The sequence below is a fragment of the Streptomyces aureocirculatus genome, assembly GCF_000720475.1.
Taxonomy (GTDB): domain Bacteria; phylum Actinomycetota; class Actinomycetes; order Streptomycetales; family Streptomycetaceae; genus Streptomyces; species Streptomyces aureocirculatus.
In genome coordinates this window covers 42,046-58,672 of record NZ_JOAP01000051.1, presented here as the reverse complement: position 1 = coordinate 58,672, position 16,627 = coordinate 42,046, and the positions used below count along the sequence as shown (strand labels likewise).

Sequence of the window (16,627 nt, the reverse complement as noted above, 5' to 3'; positions counted from 1 at the left end):
GCCCAGCAGGGCCGCCACCAGGTCCGCCGTGCGCGGCAGCACCACGGCCACCACGCTCTCCGGACCCACCCCACGCCCGACGAGCTCGACCGCGAGCCGCTCCGCCCGGGCATCCAGCTCCGCGTACGTGAACCGCTGTTCCCCGCACACCACGGCCACCGCGCCCGGAGCCTCCGCCACCCGCCGCGCGAACAGCTCACCCACGGTCCCCCCGACGCCCGGTGACATCGGTGCCGTCGGCGCAGTCGCGTCGACGCCGCCCCGCAGCACCAACTCCCGCTCACCCGGTCCCAGCACGTCCACCGCGCCGACCACGGCGTGCGGGTCCCGCGCCACGGCCTTGACGAAGGCGATGAGCGTGTCGGCGAACCGCCGCGTGTCGTCGGCGCTGTACAGCGTGCTGTTGGCGTCCACACGGACGTGCAGGTCGTCCCGTGCGCGGCCGTCGTAGTAGATGGCGCACTGCAGGTCGTCGATCGCACCCCACGGAGAGCCGGGCTGAAGGCGCGCCGTCGCACCGGCGAAGTCGAGCGGTGCGACGAAGGGGAGGATGTTGAGTGAGGTGCCGAAGGGGCCGGAGACCGAACCGGAATCGGCTGTCCCCGCTGCCGCACGTACGTCCGTGACCTGGAACGCCGAGTGCTCACGCACCTGCCCCAACTCCTCGGAGAGGGACCGCGCGAGGTCGGCGACCGGCATCGAGAGCGGTGCGTACACCCGTACGGGCAGGATGGTCGCCTGCGAGCAGTAGACGGACCGCGTGGCGTCCGTGCGGCCGAGCGCCGGAGCGGAGAACGTGAAGTCCTCGCGCCCGCCGAGGTGCCGGAAGAACACGGTGGACGCCGCGGTCAGGAAGGCGGGCAGCGACACCTTGACGGCCCTGGCCGCCTCGGACCACGCGTCGACGTCCTGCTTGGGCACGGCCACCGTGTGGTGCAGCACGGCCGGTCGTCCCGTGCCGCGCTCGCCCGGGATCCGCACGGCCTCGGGCGCGTCTTGGAGGTGGGTGCGCCAGAAGGCGGCGTCCTGCGTGAACTGCGGCGAGGCGCGGTGGCGCAGGTCCTCCTCGTAAATCAGCTCGGGGGTGCCCGGCGCCGCCTCGGGGACCGGGGTGCCGTGCAGGAGCGCCGTGTAGCACGCGGCCGTCCGCGGCGACAGGAGGCGGAGCACGGTGTAGCCGTCGGCGACGATGTGGTGGGCCGCGAGGACCAGCAGATGACGTGACGCGGAAAGCCGGACGACCCCCGCGCGGAACAGGAGGTCGTGCTCCAAGTCGTAGGGATGCCGCTCGATCACCTCGGCGCGGTCCCGTCCGGCCGCCTCGGGATCGTCGGCGGCGCTCACGTCGTGGAACTCGGGGCTCCACGCGTCGACGTCGTCCTCCCGGACCACCTGCCGCAACTCCTCCCCGTCCTGGCGGAAGTTGACCCGGGCCGCCGCGTACTCACGGAAGACCGTGCGCAAGGCCGTGCACAGCAGCTCCGCGTCCACCGGGCCCTCGATGAGCCACCTCGAAGCCACCGCGTTGGGCACCTCGGGCGCGAGTTTCTGAGCCAGCCAGAGACTTTCCTGTGTTTGCGACACACCGATGGAACGCACGACGTTCAACTCCCTCGAACAACACGAACAACACGAACAGCACAAAGGACACAAACAGCACGAACAAGGACAGGCAGGAGCAGGGAAGAGACAAAAAAGAGGCCGGAGGGGCCCGGAGCAGCGGCGGCTGACGTCAGCGCAGTACGCCGGCCAGCCGCTCCATACCGGCGGCGATCTCGGTCGGCCGGTGTGCGGAGAAGGAAAGACGGAGGGTGGCCGGGTCGGCCGCCCCCGTGAAGAACGGGGCACCGGGGACATAGGCCACACCGGCGTCGACGGCGGCGGGCAGCAGGGCCGTGGCGTCGTACCCCTCGGGCAGTCGGACCCAGACGAACATCCCGCCGTCCGGGCGGCTCCAGGTGCTGCCGGGCGGCAGGACACGCGGCAGCGAGCCGAGCATGGCCTCGCACCGCTCCCGGTAGAGGGCCCGCGCGGACACCAGCCGCGCGTCCAGGTCGTGGGTCGTCAGATACCGTGCGGCAGCCGCCTGATCGACCGTGGAGGAGTGCAGGTCGAGGGCCTGCTTGGCCAGCACACAGGCACGGGACAGGGCCGCGGGTGCGCGCAGCCAGCCGAGGCGCAGCCCGGGGGCGAGGACCTTGGAGAGGCTCCCCAGGAGCACCGTGCGGTCCGCGGCCTCGGGGCGTGCCGCGATCGGGCGCACCGGTGCGCCGCGGAACCGCAGTTCGCCGTACGGATCGTCCTCGGCGATCCAGAAGCCGTGCCGGGCGGCGAGGCGGGCCACGGCGTGGCGGCGCTCCGCGGGGAGGGTGTGCCCGGTGGGGTTCTGGAAGGTGGGTACCAGATAGAGCAGCCGGGGGCGTTCCCTGGCGACGACGTCCGCCAGCGCGTCGACGACGATGCCGTGGTCGTCGGTCGGTACGGGGACGACGCGCGCGCCCGCGTAGCCGAAGCACTGGAGGGCGGCCAGGTAGGTGGGGTTCTCCACCGCCACGACGGCACCGGGGTCGAGGATCGTGGTCGCCAGGAGGGACAGGGCCTGCTGCGCTCCCGTGGTGATCACCAGGTCGTCCGCGCCGCTCGGCAGCCCCTGCCGGGACAGACGCCCGGCGACGGCATCGCGGAGGTCGGGGTCGCCCTGTGTGGTCGCGTACTGGAGTGCGCGGTGCGGGGACGCGCTGAGCACCTGGTCGAACGCCGCTCGTATGCCGTCGACGTCGAGGAGTTCCGACGCGGGGAGCCCACCCGCGAAGGAGATCACCTCGGGGCGGCCGGTCAGCGCGAGCGCTTCGCGGATCACCGAACTGCCCGCCGAGACGGATCTGGCGGCGAGGCCGGGAGGAGGAGTGCGCTGGTACATGGGCAGGACGGTCTCCGGTGTCAGGGGGTGCGGTGGTGGTCGAGCAGGGTGAGGACCGTGTCCATGAACCGGCCGGTGGTCCCGTGGCCCCCGATGTCGGGGGTGGCCGTCGGGCCGTCGGCGGCTTCGCGCACACAGGTGCGAAGGAGTTCCGCGGGGGTGCCGTGCCCGAAGTGGTCGAGCATCAGGGCCAGGCACATCAGCGCGGCGTACGGGTTGGCCGTGCCCTTCCCCGCGATGTCGGGGGCGCTGCCGTGCACCGGTTCGAACAGCGCGAAGTGCGTCTCCGGGCACACGCTCGCGCTGGCCGCGAGCCCCAGACCGCCCATCAGGGCGGCGCCGATGTCGCTGATGATGTCGCCGAAGAGGTTCGACGCCAGGACGCCTTCGTACGGCGTCGGGTCGCGGACCAGGTGGTAGCAGAAGGCGTCCACGTACTCCTCGGAGCCGGTCAGCTCGGGGAACGCCGCGAGCTCCCGCCGGAACACGTCCTGCCACAGTCGGCCCGTGTTCGGCACCGCGTTGGACTTGTGCACCAGCGTCACCTTGCGCCGCCCGTCGTCGCGGAGCCTGCGCAGGCAGTACCGGACGAAGTCCTCGACCGCCGCGCGTGTGTGCACGCACTCGTCGATCGCCACGGTGACCGCGCCGGACCGGGTGACCGAACCGCCGACCCCGGCGTAGAGGCCCTGGGTGTTCTCGCGGTAGATGTCGATGACGCCGCTCTTCAAGGCCACGGGGCGGTGGTTCACATAGAGGTCGAGCCCCCGGCGCAGGCCGAGCAGGATCTCGCGGCCGTGGGCCATGTCAGGGATCCGCGGGTCTCCGAGGGCGCCGAGGAGGACGGCGTCGTAGTCGCGGGGGAGGCGCTCGACGGCGCCGTGGGGGAGACCCACACCGGTGGCGAGCCAGGTGTCGGCTCCCCAGTCGAGGACGTCGTACGAGATGTCCAGCCCGAAGGCCTCACCGAGGGCCGTCAGCGCCGGGAGCGCCGCGGGGACGACCTCCTTGCCGATGCCGTCGCCGGGAATCACCGCCAGCCTCATGCCCGTACCCCCGTCCCGAACATGTCCTCCACCGAGCTGAGGCGTCCCGCGATCGCCGTGGCCGCGACGATGTAGGGGGAGGCCAGATACACCTGACCCGGCCCCGAGCGGCCCGGGAAGTTGCGGTTCTGCGCGCTGACCGTGACCTCGTCGGGGCGCTCGGACACACCGGGTCCCGCGTTGATGCACGCGCCGCAGGAGGGGGGCAGGACCTGCACCCCGACCTCCTCGAAGAGGGCGATGTAGCCCCGCTCGACGGCGTACCGCATGACGTTCTCGCTGCCGACCTGGATGTACGCCTGGACGTCCGCGGGCACCTTCGCGCCGCGGGCGCGCGCGAGCTCGAAGACGTCGGCGTACATGTCCATGTCGTAGGCCTTGCCGCCGGTGCAGGACCCGCCGTAGACCTTGTCGACCTTGACCTCCTCGCGGACCGACGCGAGGGGGACGGCGTTGCGCGGGTCGCCGGGGAGCGCCACCATCGGTTCGACGTCGGCCGGTGTGATGTCCACGACCGAGGCGTACGTGGCGTCCGCGTCCGATGTGGGGACCTCCGGGGGCGCGGAAGCGGAGGCACGGGCGTCCCGCGGGTGTGCGGCCAGGTAGGCGTACGTCACGTCGTCGGGCTCGAACAGGGCGGTCATGCCGCCCGCCTCGACGGCCATGTTGCAGAGGGTGGCGCGCTCGTCGATGTTCAGGCCCGCGCATCCCGGGCCGGTGAAGAGCAGGACCTTGCCGAGGGTCTGGCTGCCCTCGATCCGCGGGTGTGCGAGCAGGGCCAGCATGAGGTCCTTGGCGCTCACGCCGGGGCGAAGGCCGCCGAGGAGGTTGATCCTGATGACCGCGGGGACCTTCACGAGGATCTCGCGGTTGTACCAGGAGTTCGCGATGTCGGTCGCGCCCACCCCGAAGGCGAGTGCGCCGACGGCACCGGCCGTGCAGGTGTGGCTGTCCGTGCCGACGATGACGTCGCCGGGCCCGGCGACGTGTTCGAGGATGTGGTTGTGGCAGATGGCGCGGCTGCCCCCGGAGTCCGAAGGACCGATGAAGTGACCCCCGGCGAGTTCGGCGAACTCCTGCTGCCGGCGGCCGAGGTCGTCGACGCGCGCGATGAGTTCAGGGCCGCCCTCGCGGCGCTTGAGCACCTGGTCCGCCAGCGACAGATGGTCCTGGAAGAAGTAGCACGACTCGGGGTCGGCGAGCCGCGCCTGCGGGCCGAACTGCCGACCGAACATGCCGGCCGCCATGGGCGTCACGTACTCGTGCGAGAACCTGACGTCCGTCTCCACGAAGTAGGACTCGCCGATGCGCACGCTGTCGTCGCCCGGCGGGCGGTTCCGGGGTGAGAGCCGACTCTGGATGATCTTCTCGACCACGTTCAGTGGTCTGCGCCCGCTGAACGCGGGGCGGATCGCGGACTGTTCGCCGTCGTGGTGTGCGCGGTGTGCGCGGTGTTCGCGGTTGAAGCCGAACAGGCCGCCGCAGTCGATGATGGCGCGCTCGATCTCGTTGGCGCCGCGCGTGAACGCCTCCAGGGGCAGCTCCTCGCCGTCGAGCAGTGCGGCGAGCACATCGAAGTCGTCGCACGTGACGATGCCGACATTGCGGCAGTTCTGCTGGTAGATCCGCTCGAAGGAGCGGGCGAACACGAGCTGGACCCCCGAGTACTTCTCGGCGTACACCGCGTGCTCGCGGGAGGACCCGCACCCCTTCGCCGCACCGCTGACGACGATCTGCGGCGCGAACCGCTTCACGGCACCCTCGCCGAACGTCCGGTCGCGCAGGCCGAGGTAGGCGTAGTCGCCGAGTTTCTCGTCGTACCAGTAACAGCACCAGCCGGGGATGATCTCGTCGGTCGATATGTTGTCGCGCAGGGGCTCACGCAGCAGTTCCGCCGCCGTGCGGGTACCGCTGCCGTCGAGCTGGGCGGCGAGCAGGTCCGGGTCCTCCGTGACGACCAGGACGTTGCCGCGCAGACTGATGGTGCGGTCGGGGCCGCCGCCCGTGAAATCATCCGGCCGTTGCAAGGATCTGTCCTATCTCGTCGTCCGTCAGCGGGCCGTTGCCGGCCTTCGCCTTTTCAAGAACCTTTTTGATGACATCGGGGTTGTCGGCGGCGTATCCGTGGACGGTCAGCCAGTATTTGACGTTGTTGCTGCCCGAGGAGGCGTCGATGAGGACTTCCTGTTCCCGGCCGAGCAATGCGGCGGGGACGCCCGCATAGACGCTGTCCTTGAGCAGAGTGTTTCCCTTTGTATGGGCTTTGAGGATCGCGGAGGCGTGTACGCCCGCACTGGTCTTGAACACATCGCGGCCGAGCGCGGGATAGTTCTGCGGAATGTCCACGCCGAGTACGGGCGCCGCATAGGAGCAGTAGGCGCGCAGGGCCTTGAGATCGTAGGAGTGGTGGCCGTCCAGGCTGCTGTTCACCATGAGTTGGTCCAGGGGAGCGTTTCCCGCGCGTTCACCGATTCCCAGGACGGTGCCGTGCACGCGCAGACAGCCCAGTGAAAGCGCGGTGAGGGAATTGGCGAGCGCGAGGCCGCGGTCGTTGTGCCCGTGCCATTCCAGTGCCATGGCGTGACCGCGTTCCGCGAAATAGCGCTGCGTCCACCGGATGAGGGCCTCGGTCCCGTTCGGCACGGCCGTCCCCACGGTGTCGCAGAGGGTGATCCTGCGGGTGCCCGTGTCGACGGCCACGTCGTAGACGGCGTCGAGCACCTCGGGGGTGCACCGGACCGTGTCTTCCAGGACCAGGACAAACTCAGCGCCCTCGCGCCGGCAGGTGGCCGCCGACCTGCGGATGGCGGACCGGACCCGTTCCATGTCCCAGTCCTCCACGTACTGCCGGATGGGACTCACCCCGATGAACGCGTACGCCTCGACGCCGATCCCCGCGGTCTGCCCGATCTCGCAGATGGCGTGGATGTCCGCCGGGTGTGTGCGGCCCGCGAAACCGGGTGTCAGCGGAAGGCGGTTCGCGACGATGTGCTCCGTGATCCGGGTGCACTCCTGGGCGGCGCTCACATCCGATCCCGGGAATCCCAGATCGGCGGACCGTATTCCGGAACGCACCATGTGATCCACGATCGCGAGCTTCTCCGCAAGGGCGGGATTCCGCACGTGCGGGGTCTGGAGTCCGTCGCGGAGCGTCTCGTCGAAAAGCGTTCCCGTACACGTCGGTTGGGGAGGCGCACCCTCCGTTCTGACGGTGTTCCAGTTGAACCACACCTCAGTTCCTGGCGCGGTGTTCGCTGAGGTCGATCCGCTCATGTGGACTCCGGACTGCTCGACATGGGGGCGCGTGAGTGCGTGCTGACGGTGCCGTTCACGACCGTGCGCGAGATGTGTGCGCAGGGCGCTTTCCAGGAGGCCCGCACGGCATGAAAGGAATGGCGTGAACTTACCCCAGGAGTTGCTGCACGGCAGCTTCCCTCTGACGTTTCTCACCAGCTCAGAAGGGTGCTTGGGGATTTTTCGTCCCGCTGACAAGACAGCGAAATCACGCCGCGCCGGGAGCGTTGGAACATTCTCATGCGGTCCGTTCCGCACGCCCGTGACATGCCTGCGACGCAGGTGGCGGGCGGATGTGACCGCCCGCCTTCCGTTCTCACCGTCGCCGGTGTCCGGGTACGCGTGGCTTACGCACGTTGCGGTCGTGGCGGGTGCGGGAGCGCGGCCTGCTGGAGCGGTGCCTGTGCCGGACAGCGTCCCGGCGGGCGGTCACGCGATCGTCAGCCGCAGCAGACCGGGACCGTCAAGGAGGCCGCGGCGAGGATCCGTCCGCCACTGTCGTCGACCGTGAACTGTCACACGCTGCTGAGTCTGCACCCGGAGATCGCGAAGCCCGGGCCGAAGCCGAGGAGCACTCCCCGGTGGCCCGGCTCGGTGTCGTCGAAGGAGCGACGCAGCACGTCGAGGACGGAGGCCCCGCCGAGGTTGCCGCACTGCTCCAGGCTGTCCCAGGAGTGCCGCAGCGGTCCCGTGCGCCCGCACTCGCCGCCGTCCGGGCCGAAGGCGCCCCACAGGACTTCTTCCGCGCTGTTGAGGATGGCGGGCCCGCCCGCGTGCACCACGCAGAAGTCGGGTGTGAACGGCGCGCCCGCCTCGCTCAGCCACGCGTGGAGGGCGGGGGCCGTGCGGCCGATGGCGCGGGTCGCCTCCCGGGTGGAGTCGAAGTGCAGCCCGTAGGAGTCGAGGCGCCCTTCGTAGACGGTGAGGCTGCCGGGCAGGGCGTACTGCCAGGTGTCGTCGATCCGGAACCGGGGCCCGCCGCCGTCGGCACCGTCGGCCTCGCGGCCGGAGACGACGCAGGCCGCGGCGCTGTCGCCGAAGAGGACCTTGTAGATCATGCTTTCGCGGCTGGTGTCGACCGGGTTGTAGGTCGCGGCGCTGAGGCACTCGGCGACGACGATGAGGACGCGGGCGCCCGGGTGAGCCGCGATGTGGTCATGGGCGAGGGCGAGCGCCTGCGCCCCGCCCGCGCACCCCTGCGAGCCCAGCGGTATGCGGGATATGTCCAAACGGAGCCCGTCCCGGCCGAGGGCCTGCACCAGGTCGATGTCGAGGCTCGGGGCGGTCCAGGATGTGGTGTGGCTGGTGATGACGCAGTCGATGTCCGCGAGTGCGAGCCCGGCGTTCTCCAGGGCTCGGGGCACCGCGCGCAGGGACAGTTCGAGCGCGTCGTCGTAGGCGGCGCGATTGCGCTCCTCGAACGACGCGTCACCGGCGACGGTGGCCGAATCCAGCGGTCTGGTGAAGTACCGCGTGAGCACGCCGGTGGACCGCGCCGTCCGCAGATAGGCGGCGAGCCGGGGCAGATCCGCGTGCTGACGGGCCATGTCCGCCGTGATGTCGTCCAAGGAGACGGCATGTCTGCCGAGTTCGACGTGGGGTCTGGCGATCAACGCGGGGGACATGGGGTGGCGCTCCTTCGGCCGACGGGCAGAGGAGCAAATCTACGCCGACGCGGGGCACACACTTCGGCCACGGTGTGGATCTTCGAAGCGTAGATTGACTTCATGACAGAGGGGACGAAGACCGGACGAATACGCCGGTCCCACAGGAAGCAGCGGCGTGGGCGGCACGCCGCGCCCGGAGCGACGAGGGTGACGAAAAGGGGTGCGGCCGAGAGCGGGGCGGGCAAGGGGACAGGGCTGATGCGGTCGTCGCTGCTGATGGCGGCGGGCACCGTGGTGTCCCGCGCGACGGGCCTGATCAGACAGGTCCTGCAAGCGGCCGCGCTGGGCACAGGACTGCTCGCCACCACGTACACCCAGGCCAATACCGTGCCGACCAGCCTGTACTTCCTGTTCATCGGCGGCGCGCTGAACTCCGTCCTGGTGCCGCAGTTGGTCCGGGCCAGGACCGAGCACGCCGACGGCGGGCGCGCCTTCGAGCAGCGGCTCGTCACGCTGGTGCTGTGCGTCCTCGGCGTCGGGACGGCGCTCGCCGTGTGGGCCGCGCCGGGGATCGTCAGCCTGTACCAGAGCGATACGCCCGCCAATCACGAGGCGTTCGAGCTGACCGTGACGTTCGCCAGGTTCCTGCTCCCGCAGATCTTCTTCTACGGCCTGTTCAGCATCCTGGGGCAGGTCCTCAACGCGCGGAACCGCTTCGGCGCGATGATGTGGACCCCCGTCCTGAACAACGTCGTCCTGACCGCGGTGTTCGGCGCGTACGTGGCCCTGCTGACCGTCCCCGAGCGGGTGGAGGACATCACCCCCGCGCAGGTGACGCTCCTTGGCGTCGGCACCACCCTCGCCCTGGCGGTGCAGGCGCTCGCCCTGATCCCCTTCGTGCGGGCAGCGGGCTTCCGGTTCCGGCCCCGCTTCGACTGGCGGGGCACGGGCCTGCGCAAGAGCGTCGGCGCCGCCCGCTGGACCCTGCTGTTCGTCCTGGCCAACCTGATCGCCGGGACCGTGGTGACGCGCTACGCCTCGGCTGCCGACCAGGCCCTGCCCGAGGACGGCGTGGGCTTCACCGCCTACTCCAACGCGCAGACGATCTGGATGCTGCCCCAGGCCGTCATCACGGTCTCCCTGGTCACCGCACTGCTGCCGCGGATGAGTCGTGCCGTCGCCGAGAAGCGCCTGGACGATCTGCGTGCGGACCTGTCCCGCGCGCTGCGGATCAGCGGCGTCGTCATCGTGCCCGCCGCGTTCTTCTTCCTCGCCTTCGGGCCGCAGATCGCCCAACTCCTCTTCGCACACGGCGCGGCGGGACCCGACTCGGCCCGCCCGCTGGGATACATGCTCCAGGCGTTCGGCCTGGGCCTCATCCCGTTCTCCGCGCAGTACCTGCTGTTGCGCGGCTTCTACGCGTTCGAGGACACCCGCACCCCCTTCCGCCTCGCCGTGGGGATCGGTGCCGTCAACATCGCCCTCGTGGCAGCCTGCCACCAGTTCCTGCCCCCGCGCTGGGCCGTCACCGGCATGGCGGGGGCGTACTCCGTGTCGTACGCCGTCGGCCTGCTCCTCAGCGCGCTGCGGCTGCGGCGCCGTCTCGACGGGCGCCTCGACGGCAGGAGGCTGTGCCGTACGTACGGCAAGCTGTCCGTGTCCGCGGTGGCGGCCGGAGCCCTCGGCTGGCTCGTCGCCCACGTGTGCGCCGCCTCGTCGGCGGACCCGGCGTCGTGGGCCCCCGCGACGGCCCTGGCGGCGGGTGGCCTCACGATGGTGCTGACGTTCCTGCTCCTGGCGCGTGCCCTGCGGGTCAGCGAGCTGCCGAGGCTGCGCCTTACGGGCCTGACCTGAGACAACGCATCGCGGTCCACCCCGTAGCCTTGCCGCGTGACGATGAACAGGGCCGTAGACGTGAGTGTTGACGCAATGATCGAGGACCTCAGGGCGCTCGTCGAGGTCGAGTCGCCCTCGCGCGACATCGAGGCCCTGACGGCGTCGGCCCATGTCGTCGCCGCGATCGTCGGGAAACGTCTGGGCGGGCAGGCGGTGCTGATCGACAGCGAGGCCGGGCCGCACGTCCACTGGTCGGGCGGCGGCGAGCCGAAGGTGCTGATCCTCGGCCACCACGACACGGTGTTCCCGCTCGGCACCCTGCGACGCCGTCCGTTCCGGGCCGAGGACGGGTACGCCACGGGCCCCGGGGTGTTCGACATGCTCGGTGGCCTGGTGCAGGCAGTGCACGGGCTCGCGTCGCTCGACGACCTGTCCGGCGTCGAGCTGCTCGTGACCGCAGACGAAGAGGTGGGCTCCCCCTGCTCGCGTGCCCTCATCGAGGAACGGGCCCGTGCCTGCGGTGCCGTCCTGGTGGTGGAGGGCGCCGCCGACGGCGGCGCCCTGAAGACGGGCCGCAAGGGCTGCGGCACGTTCCGGGTCGCCATCCGCGGCCGGGCCTCGCACGCGGGCCTCGAACCCGCCGCCGGTGTGAACGCCCTGATCGAGGCCGCGCACCAGGTGCTCGACATCGCGAGCCTCAGCCGCCCCGCCATCGGCACGACGGTGACCCCGACCGTCGCGTCGGCGGGCACGGTGGCCAACACCGTACCGGCGGAGGCGACCGTCCTCGTCGACGTGCGGGTGGAGTCCGTCGACGAGAAGAAGCGCGTGGAGTCCGCGTTCGCCGTCCTCGAACCGCATCTCGCCGGAGCCGACCTCACCGTGCACGGAGGCGTCGGGCGGCCACCGATGCCCGAGTCGGCGTCGGTCGAACTGTTCGCCGTGGCGCAGGCGTTGCTCCCCGGCATCGAGGGCAAGGCGGTCGGCGGCGGCAGCGACGGCAACTTCACGGCCGCCATCGGCGTGCCCACCCTGGACGGTCTCGGCGCCGTCGGCGGTGGCGCCCACGCCGACCACGAGTACGTGGTGATCGACGCCATGGCCGAGCGGGCGCACCTGATCGCCGGTCTCGTCCACGCCCGTCAGCACGCCTGAGGAATCGGGCTTCGGGCGGGGGCGTCCGAAGCCGTCCCCGCCCTTTGGACAATCGGACTAGTTGCACATGCTGCAACAAACCCTGTTTTGAACGGTAGTTCGGACAGTTTTCTCAATGCAGCTATTGCGCCACACCTGTCTCATGGGGCAATCTCATGATCGATCATCGTTCGATGCAACTTCAACTTCCTGTGTGCGCAAACCCGTTGGGGGAGTGTGTCCGTGAGAAAGACAAACAAGGCAAACGAGTCGGACGTGGCGAAGCAGGACAGACAGGTGGGCCGTAGATCCCTCCTCACCGGCGCCGCAGCGGTCGCCGGCGGGGCGGCCCTGTCCACCGCGCTGCCCACGACAGCCGAAGCCGCGCCGCGCTCGGGCGCCGCGGCTGTGGCCGCGACCACCGTCGCCGACGCGGGGACCACCGTCGCCACGACCGACTACATCACCGTCGTCCCGAACGACTCACGCTTCCCCGACCTGGTGCGCGGCATCAACCAGCGCTGGGTCGCGAGCCCCGACTACGTCCGTCTGGTCACGACCACCGCGCAGGCGGTACGGGCCGTGCAGGAGGCCGTCTCCGCCGGCAAGAGGCTCACCGTGCGCAGCGGCGGCCACTGCTACGAGGACTTCGTCTTCAACAAGGACGTCCAGGTCGTCATCGACATGTCCGGGATGACGCAGGTCTACTACGACAGCGGCAGGAACGCCTTCGCGGTCGAGGGCGGCGCCTCCAACCTCCAGGTCTACGAGACCCTCTACAAGCTGTACGGCGTCACGCTCCCGGCCGGGTCCTGCGCGTCCGTCGGTGTCGGCGGCCACATATCGGGCGGCGGCTACGGCCTGCTGTCCCGCCTCCAGGGCCTGACCGTCGACCACCTCTACGGCGTCGAGGTCGTCACGGTCGACAAGAACGGCACCGCCAAGGCGGTCGTCGCCACCCGCGACTCCAGCGACGCCGCTCTGAAGGACCTCTGGTGGGCCCACACCGGCGGCGGTGGCGGCAACTTCGGCCTGATCACCCGCTACTGGCTGCGCTCTCCCGGCGCCACCGGCACCGACCCGTCCAAGCTGCTTCCCAAGCCGCCGTCCGAGGTCTTCGTGCACGCCACGTCCTTCCCCTGGAAGGACATGACCGAGGCGTCCTTCACCCGGCTCCTGCAGAACTGGGGCGCCTGGCACGAGAAGAACAGCGCCCCGGACTCCAAGTACAACTCCCTGTTCGGCCTGCTGAAGCTGAACCACAGCTCCAACGGCCAGATCGGTCTGCTCACGCAGATGGACGCCACGGTCCCCGGCGCCCAGGGCCTGCTCGACGACTACCTGGCCGCTGTCACCGCGGGCGTGGGCGTCACGCGTCAGGCGATGACGAACCGCATGGGCGAGCACGCCGCCATGCCGCAGTTCGCCGCCCCGCGCAAGCTCCCCTGGTACATCGCCACCGACTACCTCAGCGGCGGCAACCCCACGCTGTACGGCAAGTACAAGTCGGCCTACGCGCGCAAGGGCTTCTCCGCCACGCAGATCAAGGCGATGTACAAGCACCTGTCCCGGACCGACTACAGCAACGGCGACGCCCTGGTCCAGGTCGACTCCTACGGCGGCCGCATCAACGCGGCCAAGCCCGGCGACACCGCCGTGCCGCAGCGCGACTCGGTGCTCAAGCTCCAGTACCAGACCTACTGGACCGACCCGGCCGACGAGGCCCGCCACCTGGCGTGGATCCGGGACTTCTACCGGGACGTGTACGCGGAGACCGGCGGCGTCCCCGTACCGAACGAGATCAACGACGGCTGCTACGTCAACTACCCCGACAAGGACCTCGGCGACGCCGCCTGGAACACCTCGTCGGCGACGTGGAACAGCCTGTACTACAAGGACAACTACGCCCGCCTGCAGAAGACGAAGGCGGCCTGGGACCCGAAGAACATCTTCCGGCACGCACAGTCCGTCCGCCTGCCGTAACCCCGTACACCACCACGGCGCCGAACCCTCCGGACCGAACGGCTCGCCCGCCCGGTCCGGGGGGCACCGCGCGGTCGGCACACACATAGTCCGCTTTGCGGACAGTCTCTGTCCTTTGACGCGTGCATAGTGGGATCCATGACGAGTGACATGACCGCACGCGTCCTGCGGCTGCTGTCCCTGCTGCAGGCCCGGCGGGAGTGGGCGGGCGAGGAGCTGGCCGACCGGCTGCACGTGACCGCGCGCACCCTGCGCCGGGACATCGACCGGCTGCGGGACATGGGATATCCGGTGCACAGCGCCCGCGGCCACGGCGGCGGCTACCGCCTGGCCTCCGGCACGGCACTGCCGCCCCTCGTCCTCGACGACGACGAAGCCGTGGTCGTCGCCGTCGCCCTGCGCACCGCGGCCGGCGGGCTCACCGGCATGGAGGACTCCGCCCTCCAAGCCCTGGCCAAGCTCGAACAGGTCCTGCCCCGCCGACTGCGCGGGCAGGTCGCCGCCCTCCAGACCACCCTGAGCGGCATCTCCTGGGAGGACCGCGGACCGCGCGCCGACCCCGCGCTCCTCGCCACCCTGGCCGGTGCCTGCCGCGACCATGAGATCGTCACCTTCGACTACACCACCCGGGACGGCGCCGCCGCCCCACGCCGTGCCGAGCCCTGCCACCTGATCGCCTCCGGCGACCTGTGGTACCTGCTGGCCCACGACACCGCCCGGGACGACTGGCGCCTCTTCCGCCTCGACCGCATGGCCGACCCCGCCCCGACAGGCCGCCGCGTCCCGCCGCGCCCCGTACCCGGCGGCGACCCCGCGGCGTTCGTGGCCCGGCACCTCACCGCCGCGCCCACCCGCCACCGCGCGATCGCCACCGTCGACGCCCCCGCCGAACAGGTCCGCGCCCACACCCACGGCCTGGGCGCCCGCATCAAGGCCCTCGACGACCACACCTGCCGCGTCGACGCCTCCGCCGACGTCCTCACCCGCGTCGCGCAGACCCTGGCGGCACTGGACGCCGACTACACGCTCGACGCGGACCCCGCCGTCCGCGAGCACCTCCGCGCCACCGCCGACCGCGTTCTGCGCGCCATGGAATGACCGGCCGGCTGCCCGGCCCACTGCCCGTAGGTGCTTGCGCCGGACGAGGTACGTGTAGTGCGCTGACACCCATGAGGAAAACGAGAGTTGGTGTACTGACCGTCGCCCTCGCGGCCGGGTCGCTCCTTGCGGGCATGATGGGCCCGAACGCGGTGGCGGCCGGCCCCGACGCCGAGAACCGGCCGACCGGGTCGTCCGCCCTGAAGGGGATCGACCTGGACACAGTGACGATCCCCCAACTGCAAGCGCGCATGCACAAGGGGTCCCTGACGTCGTCGGCGCTGACCCGCGCCTACCTGCGGCGGATCGAGACCGTCGACCCGAAGATCAACGCGGTGCTGCACACCAGCCCGGCGGCGCTCCGCCAGGCCGCGGCCAGTGATGCCAGGCACCGGCGCGGCGAGGCACGCGGGCCGCTCGACGGCATCCCCGTACTGCTCAAGGACAACGTCGACACCCGGGACATGCCGACCACGGCCGGGTCCCTCGCCCTCGCAGGCGAGCCACCGGCCAAGGACGCCGTCCTGGTGACCCGGCTGAAGCGGGCGGGCGCGGTGATCCTGGGCAAGACCAATCTGTCCGAGTGGGCCAACTTCCGGGCGGCGAAGCCGACATCGGGCTGGTCGGCCGTGGGCGGGCAGACCAACAACCCGTTCGTGCTCGACCGCAACCCGTGCGGGTCGTCCTCCGGATCGGCCGCCGCGCTCGCCGCGTCCTTGTCCCAGGTGGCGATCGGCACCGAGACCGACGGATCCATCGTGTGCCCGGCCGGGATGAACGGGGTGGTCGGCCACAAGCCGAGCCTCGGCCTGGTGAGCGGGACCGGCGTGGTGCCGATCTCCGCCGAGCAGGACACCGCGGGGCCCATGGCCCGCAACGTGATCGACACCGCGCTCACCCTGTCCGTGATCGGCGGCGACAACTCCGGGCGACTCGGCGGCGACCGCTCCACGGGCCGCGGCGAGCGCCTCGCCCCCGGCGGGCCGCTCGACCCGCGGAACGTGCGGAAGGGCGGGCTGCGGGGCAAGCGGATAGGGCTGTGGCGGCTGCCGTCCCTCGGCCCCGACGTCGACGCCGTGATGACCCGTACGGCACAGAAGCTACGGGGCGCCGGTGCCGAGGTCGTCGAGGTGACGCCCCCGTACCAGGCGCGCCTCGCCGAACTTGAGTTCCCGGCGCTGCTCAGCGAGTTCCACCGGGACATCGACGCCTACCTCGGCACCCGCGAGGGCCCCCGCGACCTCGCCGCGCTGATCGAGTTCAACCGCACCCACCCGCAGGAGCAGACCTGCTTCGCCGGACAGGAACTGTTCGAACAGGCCCTGGCCGCACCGTCCACCACCGACCCCGAGTACCGCGCCATGCGCGCGGAGCTCGCCGACCTGTCGCGGCGCTCGATCGACGAGACGATGGCCGCCCACGACCTCGACGCCATCGCCTCGCCGGCGAACCCGCCCGCCTGGACGACCGACTGCGCGCGCGGTGACAACGACGTGATCCCGTCCTCGACCCCCGCGGCCGTCGCGGGCTACCCGTCCCTCTCGGTGCCCGCCGGGTCCGTGGGCGAACTCCCGGTCGGCGTCCTGCTGATGGCCGGTGACCACCAGGACGCCGCGCTCCTTTCGCTGGGAGCCGCGGTGGAGCGACAGCTCCACGCCTGGCGCGCACCCCGCTACCTGCCGTCGGTGAGCCCCGCAACGCCCTGACAG

Annotated in this window: 11 protein-coding genes; 5 read left to right on the top strand and 6 right to left on the bottom strand. The window is 70.9% G+C overall.

Annotated elements, in window-relative coordinates; all coding sequences use genetic code 11:
- The 6 genes from IG78_RS0134450 to IG78_RS0134420 form a co-directional block, all read right to left on the bottom strand.
- Window positions 1-1,584: condensation domain-containing protein (locus tag IG78_RS0134450; RefSeq protein WP_225882335.1), on the bottom strand; the 1,584-nt coding region annotated here is incomplete at its 3' end.
- Window positions 1,585-1,732: 148 nt separating this feature from the next.
- The gene (locus tag IG78_RS0134445) at window positions 1,733-2,920 is read right to left on the bottom strand and encodes an aminotransferase-like domain-containing protein (RefSeq protein WP_030571214.1); all 1,188 of its coding nucleotides are present in this window, start codon (window positions 2,918-2,920) and stop codon (window positions 1,733-1,735) included.
- Between the two features lie 20 nt (window positions 2,921-2,940).
- Complete coding sequence (locus IG78_RS0134440; protein WP_030571211.1) at window positions 2,941-3,966, bottom strand: isocitrate/isopropylmalate dehydrogenase family protein; 1,026 nt, start codon at window positions 3,964-3,966, stop codon at window positions 2,941-2,943.
- Window positions 3,963-5,993 (bottom strand): aconitase family protein, encoded by a 2,031-nt coding sequence (locus IG78_RS0134435; RefSeq protein WP_051853198.1) that lies wholly within the window; start codon window positions 5,991-5,993, stop codon window positions 3,963-3,965. The genes IG78_RS0134440 and IG78_RS0134435 overlap by 4 nt, the downstream gene beginning before the upstream one ends.
- Window positions 5,977-7,239 carry a LeuA family protein gene (locus tag IG78_RS0134430; RefSeq protein WP_030571207.1) on the bottom strand — a complete coding sequence of 421 codons (1,263 nt, stop codon included), beginning with the start codon at window positions 7,237-7,239 and terminating at the stop codon, window positions 5,977-5,979. The genes IG78_RS0134435 and IG78_RS0134430 overlap by 17 nt, the downstream gene beginning before the upstream one ends.
- Before the next feature lie 536 nt (window positions 7,240-7,775).
- Entirely contained in the window at window positions 7,776-8,885 is a 1,110-nt protein-coding gene (locus tag IG78_RS0134420; protein ID WP_030571203.1) for a beta-ketoacyl-[acyl-carrier-protein] synthase family protein, read from the bottom strand.
- A gap of 102 nt (window positions 8,886-8,987) precedes the next feature.
- Here IG78_RS0134420 and murJ point away from each other — a divergent pair, with 102 nt between their 5' ends.
- The 5 genes from murJ to IG78_RS0134395 all read left to right on the top strand — a co-directional run bounded on the left by murJ (window position 8,988) and on the right by IG78_RS0134395 (window position 16,624).
- Entirely contained in the window at window positions 8,988-10,721 is a 1,734-nt protein-coding gene (murJ, locus tag IG78_RS0134415; RefSeq protein ID WP_078965797.1) for a murein biosynthesis integral membrane protein MurJ, read from the top strand.
- A 42-nt stretch (window positions 10,722-10,763) separates the two neighbouring features.
- The gene (locus tag IG78_RS0134410) at window positions 10,764-11,858 is read left to right on the top strand and encodes a M20 family metallopeptidase (protein ID WP_051853192.1); all 1,095 of its coding nucleotides are present in this window, start codon (window positions 10,764-10,766) and stop codon (window positions 11,856-11,858) included.
- A 222-nt stretch (window positions 11,859-12,080) separates the two neighbouring features.
- Window positions 12,081-13,820, top strand: a complete 1,740-nt coding sequence (locus IG78_RS0134405) for an FAD-binding oxidoreductase (protein WP_051853191.1) — start codon at window positions 12,081-12,083, stop codon at window positions 13,818-13,820.
- Window positions 13,821-13,958: 138 nt separating this feature from the next.
- On the top strand, window positions 13,959-14,918 hold the full coding sequence (locus IG78_RS0134400; protein ID WP_030571192.1) for a helix-turn-helix transcriptional regulator: 960 nt from the start codon (window positions 13,959-13,961) through the stop codon (window positions 14,916-14,918).
- A gap of 71 nt (window positions 14,919-14,989) precedes the next feature.
- On the top strand, window positions 14,990-16,624 hold the full coding sequence (locus IG78_RS0134395; RefSeq protein ID WP_030571189.1) for an amidase family protein: 1,635 nt from the start codon (window positions 14,990-14,992) through the stop codon (window positions 16,622-16,624).
- Window positions 16,625-16,627 lie beyond the last annotated feature (3 nt).